This is a genomic window from Planotetraspora silvatica (assembly GCF_016863315.1).
Classification (GTDB): domain Bacteria; phylum Actinomycetota; class Actinomycetes; order Streptosporangiales; family Streptosporangiaceae; genus Planotetraspora; species Planotetraspora silvatica.
The window spans coordinates 329,258-341,776 of sequence record NZ_BOOQ01000002.1 but is presented as its reverse complement, the minus strand read 5'-3'; the positions used below and the strand labels follow the sequence as shown (position 1 = coordinate 341,776).

7 protein-coding genes are annotated in these 12,519 nt (G+C 70.8%); 3 read left to right on the top strand and 4 right to left on the bottom strand.

Going from position 1 to position 12,519, the window contains the following annotated elements; translation table 11 throughout:
* Window positions 1–147: 147 nt before the first annotated feature.
* The 3 genes from Psi02_RS01850 (at window position 148) to Psi02_RS01840 (ending at window position 5,483) form a co-directional block, all read left to right on the top strand.
* Window positions 148–1,635 (top strand): prolipoprotein diacylglyceryl transferase, encoded by a 1,488-nt coding sequence (locus Psi02_RS01850; RefSeq protein WP_203971638.1) that lies wholly within the window; start codon window positions 148–150, stop codon window positions 1,633–1,635.
* Window positions 1,636–1,925: 290 nt separating this feature from the next.
* Window positions 1,926–2,579, top strand: coding sequence for a TetR/AcrR family transcriptional regulator (locus Psi02_RS40615; RefSeq protein ID WP_203971092.1), 654 nt, complete (start codon window positions 1,926–1,928; stop codon window positions 2,577–2,579).
* Between the two features lie 63 nt (window positions 2,580–2,642).
* Entirely contained in the window at window positions 2,643–5,483 is a 2,841-nt protein-coding gene (locus Psi02_RS01840) for an ATP-binding protein (protein ID WP_203971090.1), read from the top strand.
* A gap of 63 nt (window positions 5,484–5,546) precedes the next feature.
* Here Psi02_RS01840 and Psi02_RS01835 read toward each other — a convergent pair whose 3' ends face one another.
* From Psi02_RS01835 to Psi02_RS01820, 4 genes are all read right to left on the bottom strand, one after another.
* On the bottom strand, window positions 5,547–5,795 hold the full coding sequence (locus tag Psi02_RS01835) for a hypothetical protein (protein ID WP_203971087.1): 249 nt from the start codon (window positions 5,793–5,795) through the stop codon (window positions 5,547–5,549).
* Between the two features lie 58 nt (window positions 5,796–5,853).
* Window positions 5,854–8,034, bottom strand: coding sequence for a peptidase domain-containing ABC transporter (locus tag Psi02_RS01830; protein WP_203971085.1), 2,181 nt, complete (start codon window positions 8,032–8,034; stop codon window positions 5,854–5,856).
* A 91-nt stretch (window positions 8,035–8,125) separates the two neighbouring features.
* Entirely contained in the window at window positions 8,126–11,479 is a 3,354-nt protein-coding gene (locus tag Psi02_RS01825; RefSeq protein WP_203971083.1) for a type 2 lanthipeptide synthetase LanM family protein, read from the bottom strand.
* A 278-nt stretch (window positions 11,480–11,757) separates the two neighbouring features.
* Window positions 11,758–12,201 (bottom strand): VOC family protein, encoded by a 444-nt coding sequence (locus Psi02_RS01820; protein ID WP_203971081.1) that lies wholly within the window; start codon window positions 12,199–12,201, stop codon window positions 11,758–11,760.
* Window positions 12,202–12,519: the final 318 nt, after the last annotated feature.

Genomic DNA, 12,519 nt, shown 5'->3' with positions numbered 1-12,519 from the left:
CGGGAAATCGTCACGAGGTGTTCGCGCGCCCGCCGGACGATTCGTCATATTTGCGGCGAACCCCTGTGGCCGTAGGGCTTCATGGGCCAGATCGTGATTATCTGAAGCGTTGCGCCCAGCGGTTGCCACGGTGTATCAACGGTGCGGGTGATCTCATTGATCTCGTATTACGTAGACCTGGCAATCGGTCTCATTCTCGCCTTCCTGTTGTTGTCGCTACTGGTCAGCGGACTCAACGAGGGCATCGTCAGGCTGCTCGGAATTCGCAGCAAGTTCTTATGGGCCTACCTTCGCGACACGCTCGACGGTGCCGAGACCGGGAAGCAGGCCTCGCTCTTCATCCGGATGCTGGAGCGGCTGCTCGACATGCTGAAGGGCCTCGGGCGCAGGCTGCGGGCCCCGCTGATCGACCTGCTGCCGCCGTCGAGCGAGGGACGTTCCCGGCTGCCCGCGACGGTGCTCGGCGTGTTCGCCAAGCTGCCCTTCGGCGCGGACCCGAGGCCCGCCTTCAGCCCGCTGCCCGCGCCTTCCGTGAGCCCGCCGCTCGCCGCCGCGCCTGACTCGGTCGCCGCCGAACAGGCCGTCCCCGCCGCGAACGCCGGTCAGGCCGTCCAGCCGGATCCCGTTCCCGCGGGCGCACCGGCGGGTGCCGCCCCGCCTGCGGCCGGCCCCGCGCAGGCCGTGCCGGCGGACGGCGCCGGCGACGGCGGCGTCACCGCCGAGATCGACCCCGCGGATCCCGCGCACGGGGCCGACCAGGCCGACGACGAGGAGCGGGCGTCGGCGGCGGAGCCGGGGCAGGAGGGCGTCGCCACGACCGCCGAGGCGATCTCCGAGTCGGCCGCCGAGCCGCCCACCGAGGTGGTGCCACCCGGCGAGGGCAAGTCGATGGCCGAGTTGCTCCACGAGCGGCTTCAGGAGATCGACCACTCTAGGCGTGGCAAGACCAGCATCGCCGACATCCCGCCGGCGCGCTTCGCCGTTGCGCTCATGGAGATCGCCACCGAGCACGGCGGCGTCGAGCCGCTGATGCGCGACCTCGACCAGCTCAAGAGCCCCCTCTACCGGCCGCTCAAGGCCGTGTGGGACAAGGCGAACGACGACATGGAGGCCTTCCGCCGCGGCGTCGAGGAGTGGTTCGACGGCGAGATGCAGCGGCTCTCCATGCTCTACAAGCGTTACGTCCGCTGGGTGGTCGCGCTGCTCTCGCTGATCGTGACGCTCGTGTTCAGCATGGACGCCCTCGAGTACGGCAAGACGCTGCTCAACGACAACGCCTACCGGAGCGCGGTGACGGCCTTCGCCCAGTCGGGGGAGGACGCCCTCAAGCCCTTCCAGGACCAGTGCGCGCCGGGCCAGGACACCTACACGTGCGTGACCGACGTGCTGAGCACCCCGGCCTTCGTCAAGATCTTCACGAACGCTCCGGTGAGCGTGACCATGAGCAGCGGCGACGCCAGTCCGCAGTGGGAGTGGCACGGCGGCGGCTGGTGGGACCGTCTCTCGTCGCCGGGCCACTGGCCCGGATTCCTCCTCACCCTGGTGGCCGTCCTCTTCGGAGCCCCCTTCTGGTGGGACATGTTCCGGCGCGTCACCGGCCTCAAGTCCCGCGTCACAGGCTCCACCAAGCAGTAGGTCATCCCGCCTGACGGCCGTCTTCTCCCGTGTGGGGGAGGGCGGCCGTTTCGCCGTGCCGTACGGGACCCCGCTGTGATGTTCATCCCGCAGTTGATCATTTTTCATTGGATGCATGTACAGTCAACCTCGTCACGAGGCACCCTCTGACTTTCCGTCAGCGCGGCGAACGAAGGTACATGCGCGATCACAAGCCACCGAGCCACCGACAGGGCGGCTCGCGCGAGAATGGCTTCGGGGCGGCCACCGCCTCAGATGAGCCATGACGCGAGCCAGTGAGGTGGACAAGGGTGTCGCCACGATCGGCACAGGCCAACGAAGAGATGCGCGAGCAATCGCGGGAAAGGATCCTCGCCGCCGCGCTGGAGGTCTTCACCGAGAAGGGCTACCACAACGCCACGATCTCGGACATCACCGCCCGCGCCGGGGTCTCTCGTGGCCTGATCACCTACTACTTCCCAGGCAAGCAGAATCTCGTGGACAATCTCCTCGACCGTTACATCGACAGTGTGACCGCCATCCTGGATGTGACGGGCACGCCCGACGAGCGTCTGGCGGCGATCATCGACGGTGTCCTGCTCACCGTCGCCCAGACCCTCCCCATACAGCGGATGACGCTCAGTCTGGTGATCCACCCTTCCACGCATCCGCTCTTCGCCCGCGCGGAGGCCAGGAAGGAAGACCAGGTCGCCGACTTGGAGGACGGCCTGCGCGGAATCTTCGCCGCCCGGGGTGCGGACGACCCGGCCCTGGAGGAAGTGCTGTTCCGCAGCGTCCTGGAAGGCGTGATCTTCAAAGCCGCCGTCTACCAGGACCAGTACCCCCTGGAACGCGTGCGCCGCCGCGTGCATGACATGTACGGGCTCCCCGCTCCGGAGTCCGCGCTCATCCAGGACGACCCGCCGCCCGTCGGCCGTATGCGAGCCGCCGAAGCCGGGGGGTGACCCGCCGCGGTGCCACGTGGCGAGGGAGCATCTTCGCCACCCACCACGCATGGAGACCCAGCGATGATCCGGCGGGCCGACGACCGAGCCTCAGGGACGAGCGTCGGGGCGCCGCCAGGCCGTGAGGCCGAAGTGGCGCGGCTGCGGACCCTGCTCGCGGGCGGCCCCGCCGCGGCCTTCGTGCTGGTGAGCGGAGAGCCGGGCATCGGGAAGTCCCGGTTGTTGTCCGCCTTCGCCGCCGCGGCCGAGCATCACGGCGTACCCGCCCTGTCGGGGAGGGCCACGGAGATGGCGAGCGGCATACCGTGGGCCCTGCTCGTCGACGCGCTGGACGACGCGGAGATGCGCCCGGAACTGGCCCCCCACGCCGACCGGCTGCGAGCGCGGCTGGCCGCGCGCACGCCGGCCGCCGCGGTGACGGGGGTGGAGCGGCATCGGACGCACCGCCGGTCCCGCGCTCTGGTGGAGGCGGCCGCGGCGCGTTCCGGGCTCCTTCTGCTGCTGGACGACGTCCACTGGGCCGACGCGGCGTCCGCGGAGCTGATCGACTACCTGGTGCGGCATCCGGCCCGCTCGACCGTCGTCGTGATCAGCGTCCGCACCGGCCGCCTCCCCACGATGCTGGACCGCTCGCTCGCCGCGTCCGTCGCACCCGTGTTCCCCATGTCGCTGGGCCCGCTGTCACTCGAGGACGCGAGATCGCTGATGCCGGGCACGTCGCCCGCCGCTGGGCGCAGGCTGTACGAGATCGGCCGGGGCAACCCGCTCTACCTGGAGATCCTCGGCCAGTTGCCTCCGCGCGCGGTCGACCAGCTGAGTGACGTGGCGGCCGTCGCGGACGGCGCCCGAGTCGGTCTCGGCGCCCTGATCGCCAGAGAGCTGGCCACGCTCAGGGCGCCACTCGCCACGGTCGTCCAGGCCGCGTCCGTGGTCGGCGAGCCTCTCGATTCCGCGCTGGTCGCCGTGGTCGCCGAGATGACGGAGGACGAGGTCAGGGGGGCACTGGACGAGCTCGTCGCGCGGGACGTCCTGCGAGCCTCGGACGGACGGCTCCTGTTCCGCCATCCCCTCGTCCGCGCCGCCGCGTACCGCATGACCGGGCACTCCTGGCGGACGGCGGCCCATCACCGCGCGGCCGGTCATCTGGCCGGGCAGAACGCGCCGCTGTCCCTGCGCGCGGAGCACCTCCGCCACGGGATATTCCCCGGCGACCTCGACGGTTCGCGGCTCCTCGCGACGGCGGCCCTGGAGTCGCTGAGCGTCGCCCCCGCGGCCGCGGCCCGGTGGCTGCGGGCAGCCCTGTGGGCGTTGCCCGACGACCCGGGGAACGCGGAGCGCAGGTGCCACCTGCGGCTGGCCCTGGCCAAGGCGCTCAACGCGTCCGGCCGGTTCAACGAGGGCAGGGCCATCCTCCACGAACTGGTCGCGGGTGACGGTCCCAGCCGTTACGCCGCCCTGGAATGCCTCGGAGCGGCCGAGCGGGCCCTCGGGCGGTTGCCCGAGGCCAGAGCCCTGCTCAGCGCGGAGCTGGACAGGACGGCCGGCGCCGGGCCGCGTGCGCGGGTCGGGCTGCTGGTCGAGCTCGCGGCCGTCGACATGCTCGGCGGCGACTGGAGGGCGGGAGCCGAGAACGCCGCGGAGGCGTTGCGGTGCGCCGGCCCCGGCAGCCGCCCCGGCCTCTCGGCCGTCGCGACCGCGATGACGGCGCTCGCCGAGCTCTACCGGTGCCGATTCGGCCGAGGGCTGACCCGGCTGGAGGAGGCACGGCGGGCCGCCGACGCACTGAACGACCTGGAGCTGTGCGACGACCTGGACATCATGGCGGTGCTCGCCTGGGGCGAGTTCCTGGTCGACGAACACCGCGACGCGCTGCGTCATGTGGAACGCGGGCTCCGCACCGCCCGCCGGTACGGCCACGACGATGTCGTGCCCCAGCTCTACGTGGTGCGTTCGGTCGTCCACGCGCGGCTGGGCATGGCGTCCCAGGCCCTCGCCGACGCCGAGGACGGTGAGGAGATCGCCCGGCATCTGGACAGTGCGGAGCTGCGCACGTTCGTTCAGGCGGTCAAGTCGCTTCCCCTGTTGTGGCGGGAAGGCCCTGTCGCGGCACTGCCGGCGATCGCGGACGCGCGGGACGGCCACACCCTGCGCTCGGTGTGGTGGCGCGACATCGCCGACCAGGCCATGGCGGAGGCGCGTTTCCTCGCGGGCGACCCGGACGGATGCCGGGCCCTGCTCGCGGGACGGCCCGGTTCCGGCTCCGGATCCGGCACCGGCGATCTCGGGCCGCACGCGCCGTCGGTGTACGCGCTGAGATCACAGGCCGAGGTCGCCTGCGGCGACCTGAAGACCGGCTGGGAATGGTACGCGCGCGCCGCGGCCGTAGCGGAGAGAGGCGCGCCGCGGGCGCAGCTCGGCTCCGTGGCCCGCGCCCGGGCGGTCATCGCGCAGGCCCGCGGTGACCACGCAGCCGGGGCGGCCGCCGCGCGGAACGCGGTGAACTGCTTCGCGGCCGAGTCACTGCCGATCGACGAGGGACTGGCATGGATGCTCCTGGCGGAGCTCACCTCGCGGCTGGGCGACAGCCGTGCCGCCCAGCGTCACCTCGGGGCGGCCAGGGAGCTGTTCACCGATTGCGGGGCGTCATGGCTGGCCCGGCAGGTCGGGCGTGAGCAGCGCCGCGCGGGGGCCCGGGGGAAACGCGGGTCGCAGCCCGCGGGCCTGTCGGGCAGAGAGCGGGAGATTGCCGAACTCGCCACCCAGGGGCTGACCAACCGGCAGATCGCCGAGCGTCTGTTCCTCAGCCCCCGCACGGTGGAGACGCACCTGGCCAAGGTGTTCCAGAAACTCGGGGTGAGCACGCGCACGGCGCTGGCCCACCGCCTGGCCGAGTCCTCGGGGTGAACCCCTGGCACCCAAGCGGGTGACGGCCGGGCCGCCACCCGCGGGTTTCACGTGCTCGACAGGTCAGGCCCAGATGGGTTCGATGTGAGGCTTGCACTGGGACAGCGCGCAGGTGCCGTTCCAGAGCGTGCCGTCGCAGATCGGCAAGCAGCTCGCCAGCAGGGTCAGCCCGCCGATGCAGGGACCGCTCGTGTCGCTCTCGCCTCCGACGATGCCGAAGTCGATGTCACCGGCGGGGTGTGCCGCGGCGCCGTCTCGGAAGTCGGGGTCCTTCCAGGACCGGACCAGGTTGTTGGCTTCTTCCATCGACATGACGGAATTCCTTTCTGAGGTGGGGGTGTGCCGGGTTCGCGCGACAGGCGCCGCGCGGCTAGGGGAGGGCCGGGTGCGCCACCCCGGCCCGTTCGAAGGCCGCCGTGCCGCCGAAAAGCTCGCGGTAGACGCCGGGCCGGATCACGAGTTCCTCGTGCGTCCCGCGATCGGCGATGCGGCCGTCGTGCATGGCCACGATCTCGTCGGCGTTCCGGATGGCGCTGAGCCGATGCGAGACGACGATCCGGGTCACCCGCAGGGCCGACAGAGCTTCGTCGACCCGGCGCTCGGTCTCCGGGTCGAGATGACTCGTGGCCTCGTCGAGGATGAGCAGCCGGGGCCTGTGGACCAGGGCGCGGGCGAGGGCCACACGCTGACGCTGACCCGCCGACAGGGAGGCCCCGCCCTCGCCCACGTTGGTCTCGTAGCCCATCGGAAGGCGCAGCACGTCGTCATGCAGCCCCGCGATGGTCGCCGCCTCGATGACGGCGGCGTCCGTGGCGTCCGGGCTGCCCATCGTGATGTTGTCGCGGATCGGGCCGTTGAACAGGGACAGCTCCTGAAGGACCGCGCCACAGCCCCGGCGCAGATCGCCGATGTCGAGATCGTCGATGGAGACGCCGTCGTGGGCCACCACGCCGGCCTCGGCCCGCAGGAGGCCGAGCACGAGGAGCGCCAGTGTGCTCTTTCCCGAGCCGGTTCGCCCGACGACGCCCAGCTTGGCTCCGGCGGCCACAGTGAAGGAGACGTTCTTGATCACCGGAGGCGCCTCGGCCGCGTACCGGAAGGTGACGTCACGCATCCACACGGAAACCGGCCGGCGGCCAGGGAGCTCCTGGTCGCCGCTCGTCTCGGGGGCCGAGTCGAGGACGTCATAGACACGCTCGATCTGCCCGCGCAGCATGGAGAGGAGCTGGATGACGCCCACGAACGCCATCAGCGGTGACAACACCGACATGGCCAGGGTGTTGGCCGCGAGCATGGAGCCCAGGGTCATCCGGCCGCCGAGCACCAGCCACACACCGCACCACAACAGCGCCAGCGGGGCGAGCACGGACAGTGCCGCCTGGCCGCCCTCGTACCATGAACTGGCCCGGCCCCGGCGCACCATGGCCGTCTGGTAGGTGTCGAACAGCGTGCTCCAGCGGAGCCGTGCCTGCTCCTCCACGCCGTTCGCCTTCACGGGCAGCATCGCCTGGAGGGCCTCGATCAGATAGCTCTGCTCCTCGGCGCGGGTGGTCAGTTCCTGCTGCGAGAGCACCCGCATCCTGTTGTACGAGCTGAGCATCAAACTGACCTGCAGCACGGCGAGCACGGCGACGACCAGCGTGTACCAAGGGCTGATGAAGGTCAGGGCCGTGACGTAGCCGATCAGCAGCACGCCGTCCAGGGCCACCGTCAGCAGTTGCTGGGTGAGGGCCTCGCGGCCGGACGACACGCTGCTGAGCCGCATCAGCAGGTCTCCCCGGGTGCGCTGGAGGAAGAAGCCGAGCGGCAGCCGCAGCAGGTGGGTGACGAACCGGCCGATCAGCCGCCGGTCCGCGAGGGCGCGGAGCTTGAGCAGCGTCCTGCTCCGGACGACGTTCACAGCCCCCTGGAGGATGACGATCCCCGCGATTCCCGCCCCGAGCATCCCCAGCAGGTCGAGGCGCCCGGCGGGAACCAGGTAGTCGACGACGACCTTGGTGGCCAGCGGCAGAGAGAGCCCGAGCACCTGCAGCCCGGCCGCGAGCAGCAGGATCCAGAGCAGCAGCCGGCGACCGCCGGGCACGCCGACGAACTCGCGCATGTAGCGGACGAGCATGCTCTCCCGCAGGGGAATGCGGCGCTGGACGAACCCCTGACCCGGCTCCATCTCGATCACCACCCCGCCGTATTCGGCGGCGAACTTCTCGGCGGAGAGCGTGCGCCGGCCCTTCGCCGGATCCGCGAGGCGCACCCGGCCGCGACCGTTCCGCTCCACCACGACGTAGTGATGCTTGGCCAAGTAGGCGATGAGAGGCCGGTCCGGCCCGGTCTCCGGCAGGTCTTCAACGCGTCTGGCGGAGGCCCGCATCCCTTGACGCTCGGCCGCCGCGATGAGACTGGACGGCGAAACGCCGTCGCGCCCCGGCTGGATCAGGTCACGGCACTCGGAGACGAGCGTGTCCCGGCCATGGTGGCTGAGCACCATCGCGAGGCACGCCGCACCGCATTCGGTACGGGTCATCTGCAGACGGACGGGAACACGATGACGCACGGCTTCTCCTCGGAGGGACATGCGGAACTGCGGCTACGGGCGATGCGACTCGTGGTCGATCGAGTGGTCGATCGAGTGGTCGATCGAGTGGTCAATCGATCGGAGGCTGGAGCAGGAGCAGCGACGGCACCCGGTCGGGGAAGGTGTGGCGCAGGAGGCCGTGCCCGATGCCCGCCAGGCCGCACATCAGGCTCGGGGTGGGCACCCCTCCAGGCGTGCCGCAGCGTGGGCCCGCGTCGAGCTGGTCCAGTACCACGCCCAACCGGCGGTCGCGTGCCTCCGTCAGGTGTGTGCGGCCGGCGTCGATCGCCGTGGTGAGCAGCTCGAGGTTGCCGAGCTCGCCGTGGCAGAGGCTGTGCCCGTTGTCGGCCACCGGGCCGGCCAGGAACGACGCCAGCGCGAGGTCGAGATCACCGTTCAGGGCCTCGGCTCCGGCGGCTCCGCGCCGGAGCACGTCCGCCCGGGCCAGGCCGATGCCCGGTGCGCCGTGACACCACGCCTGCATGTGATCGGGCAGGCCGTCGTCCCTGGTCGGCCTGCCGGGAAGGCTGCGATGATCCGGCCAGTTGCCGATACGGGAGTCGTACTGGCCGCGTTCGTAGGCGAAGGCGGCATGCGCGGTGGCGGCATAGCGCGCCTGCGCGGCGGAGTCGCCGGCGACCGCGGCGAGCCGTGCCAGCGCCCAGCCGATGCCTGCCGTCCCATGCGAGAAGCCGCTGAGAGGCGGCCCGCCTCGCGCCGTGCCCGGCCAGGCGACGCCCTGCTCCTGCGGCCCGGCCGTCTCGACCAGCCGGTCGCCGCACGCGCCGGCCAGCCGCAGAGCGACAGGCAGGCCGGTCGACTCATGTACGGCCAGCAGCGCCGCGAGGGCGCCGGCAGCGCCGCCGACGACGTCGAGCGTCTCGTCTGCCGGGATGGAAGCGGCCAGCGCGTTCACCAACGGCTCGATCATGTCCCGAAGCGCGGGATCTCCGAGCGCCCCGGACAGATGCGTCAACGAGTACGCCAGGCCGCTGTGCCCGAAAAAGGCCCCGCACGTGGGCGTGAGAGAGCCCGGCGCCGGGTCCACGAGTGAATCCACGATCTGCGGAAGCGGCGTCATGGCGCGGCGCGCCAGGTCCGCGTACCGGTCGTCGCCGGTGACGGCCGCGGCCTGGACGAGGAACACCGCGACGCCGGGGATGCCGTTGTACAGGTCGGTCCCCAGCGGGTTGACCTCCCACCGGGACTGGGACGCCTGCGCCTGGTCGACACCCAGCCAGCTGACGCGTTCGCCGTCTCCAAGTGCCTGCTCGGCCAGCTGGTCGGCGATGCGCCGTACGGCGGCGACGACCCGTTCGGGGTCGAGTCGTGGAGACGGGGGAGTGCTGTGGCGGGCCGATGACGGGGCGCCGATGATCGCCGCCCGGTCCGGACGGGTGGCCATCGACGCCTGAATGATCCACTCCTGCTGGGTGAGGTCCTGCGGGCCCATCCCGCGGATCTTGCCGGTCGAGCGGGACAGGCTGTCGCGGTCCAGCAGGTCGCGGGCCCGCGTGCCGCGGCCGCTCCACAGGTCTCGTGACGCCGGACGAGTCGTGAACAGAGGGATGTCACCGGCCCACAACTCCTCGAGCTCCATCGGCACCAGGCTGCGGCGGACCGGGTCGAGGGCGGCGAGCGCCCACAGGAAGTCGAAGATCCGGTCGCGGTCGAGGGCGTCGCGCAGCACGTCCGGATGAGTGGACTCCATGAGGACGCTGCCGTAGAGCCGCGTCGCCCGCATCACCACGCGGATCTCGTCGTCGGCGAAGCGCCCGAGCAGGCCGCCGTGCTCGAGTAGGTCGTCACGATGAGCGGCGATGGCCTGGTATCCGGCCCGGAAGCCCGTCATGAGGTCATCGATGAAATGCGTGGGGTCGGCCACCTGCCCGCCGACACTGGGGCGGTTCCGGCTTCCGGGGAAGGCGGCGTTCTCACGCGTCAGGCGCATCTCGTCGGTCCCGGAGCCCGACCAGCCGGGGACCTTGAACGGCATCGTCTGACCGGCGTCGCCTCCGATGCCGCCCATGTCCAGGACGTCGCCGTCCTCGTTCCACACGATGGCCGGCAGCAGCCCTATACGGGAGACCGACTTCCCCAGAACGAAGGCAGCCGGGTCGTCGTTCATCCAGCCCAGGCGGGACGGCCGGCGGACCTCCGGGTGAAAGACCGCCTCGAGATCCACCAGGACCGGCTGGTCGCCGGCGGCGATGAGGTTCTCGTAGTGGAAGTCGGCCCCGTCCAGCGCGTACAGAAGCGCCAGCAGCGCGCCCTGGCGGCGATAGAACCACCGGGTCTCGTCGTCGTCCGCGCAGGAGGCGTAGTCGACGAACTCCACCCACCCGTACCGCCGGCGGTCCAGGACGTTGAGAGATCGCAGGTCGTAGCCGGGCAGACGTTCGTCGAGCCAGCCGATGGCGTCGTTGACGTGCCGGTGCACCGACAGCGGCCTGGGCTTGTACACGAGTCGGGCTCCGCCGGCGAAGCGGAGAAGGGCGACCGACCGGCCGCCCTGGTGGGCGTCGCCGACTCCGCCGCCCATCTGAATCTCCACGAGCGCGCCGGGATCCTCGCCGTGGAAGATCGATGCCATGATCTCGTCCCGGTCACCGGCCAGCCGTGCCAGCAGTTCGTGGTGGGTCTCGATCGCCTGGTCGCAGGCCTGGGCCAGCAGCCGTGCGAGGACCACGTACTCGGACATGAGCTCGGCCAGTGCGTCCCTGCTGGAGAAATGCTGCACGAACGACCAGAAACGCTCCTCAGGCGTGTCACCGTGCAGCCGTCCGGTGACGCGATGCACGTTGAGCTCGAGAACCAGCGTGCGGGAGGCCAGCGTCGCCAGCCGTTCCGCCAGTACTTCGGCCATTTGATGACCGAGCCCGGCTACGTCACCCAGGTGGTCCAGCGCGTCCTCGCGCACGGCGGAGTCGAACCGTTTGACGGCGAACCGCACGAACGGCGAGATGATCATTACGAAGCCGGCCAGCCCTTCCCAACCCTCGGGCTGTGGCGCGTGATGGTGACGATGGCCGTCCGGCTCCGCGGGCATCGCCTCGAGCACGGCCTCGACGATCCCCGCCCAGGCGGGGCGGCCGGTCGCTGCCGCCGCCCGCGTGGCCAGATCCTCCGGGTCCTCTGCGAGTAGCGCCAGGAGTCGGTCGGTGTCGAGGTCGCGTTCGGCCAGGAGCCGTGCGAAATGCCCGTCCTTCCCGAGACCGTGAGAGTCCCTCCACCGCTCCAGCCGGCGCTGTGCCCTAGCCAGGCGTTCCTCTCCGGCCGGTTGCACAGGGTATCCCGGCAGCCGGAGCCGCTCCGCGAGTGAGAGCCCCGCCGCCCACCAGTGCGGCGGGAGCCCGGCCGTCGTGCCGAGCGTTGGCGCGGCGGAAGCGGGTGACTGCGCGTCGACAGAACCAGCCGGGGGCATGGTGATTCCTCACTGATCGATCCAGCAGGGCTGAAGCCCCAGACCAGGACGCGGGGTCCGGTCTGGGGGCGAGATCAGCATGAATCGGCCTCTGGCCGTCAACATCCGTTGAACTACTTAGTCACCGGCAAGCCCCTGTACCGCCACGTACGGCTACCGTTGCGCGAGTTCTGTCCAGTTGCGCGCACAGAACGTCATGTACGGCATCGCGGGCGGCGTGCGACGCCGGTCGAGCAGCGGTGAGCCGGCCGTCTCCACCTCGCCGGGGGCCGATGTGTCTACCCCTCCTCGACCGGCCCGAGGTGCACCTGGCCGCTCTCGTCGACCCGCCAGCCGGGGTTGTGGCAGATCTCCCAGATCACACCGTTCGGATCGGCGACATGGCCGTGATAGCCCCCGAAAGCCGCGATCTGAGGACTCTTGACGAGCGTGCCGCCCGCCTCGACCGCGCGACGTACGGTGGCGTCGACGTCGGCGGGGGTCGGCACGTTGTGCGAGAGGGTGAGACCTCCGAGTTCGCCGTCAGCCGTCGTTCCCCGCATGTCGGCGACGAACTGCGCCCTGTCGAAGAGGCCGAGGACCATGCCGGGGCCCACCTGGAAGAAGACGATCTCGCCAGGAACGTCCAGCAGCGCCGTCCAGCCCAGCCCTTCGCAGTAGAAGGCGCGGGCGGCGTCGAGGTCGGGCGTCGACAAGGTGATGAAGTGGATCCGTTGTTCCATCCCCCAAGCATGGGCTGATCAGGGGACGGCCGTCTTGAACGGATCGGACGCCCCGTCGCATCGCGACAACAGGGGCGCGCACCTGATGCCGTCAGGGGAGTAGCGCGTGCGAAAAGCCATCGGTCGTGCCACGTCGGTCGGGAGAAAAACGGTTAGGCGGGGCCGCGTTCGGGTTGATAGCGTTCCCCGAACCGTGACACCGCCCGAGGAGGTGAGACCCATGAACGCTGTACGCACATGGGTGCTCCCTCGCTTCGTTACGGTCGGGCGATTGACGTAGGTGTCGCCGGGAGCGCCGCAACAACAAGGCACTCTCGA

Bases quoted from the DNA above. Each gene is read 5' to 3' on its own strand.
- Psi02_RS01840 (WP_203971090.1), top strand. From the start codon at position 2,643: ATGATCCGGCGGGCCGACGACCGAGCCTCAGGGACGAGCGTCGGGGCG.
- Psi02_RS01835 (WP_203971087.1), bottom strand. From the start codon at position 5,795: ATGTCGATGGAAGAAGCCAACAACCTGGTCCGGTCCTGGAAGGACCCC.
- Psi02_RS01825 (WP_203971083.1), bottom strand. From the start codon at position 11,479: ATGCCCCCGGCTGGTTCTGTCGACGCGCAGTCACCCGCTTCCGCCGCG.
- Psi02_RS01820 (WP_203971081.1), bottom strand. From the start codon at position 12,201: ATGGAACAACGGATCCACTTCATCACCTTGTCGACGCCCGACCTCGAC.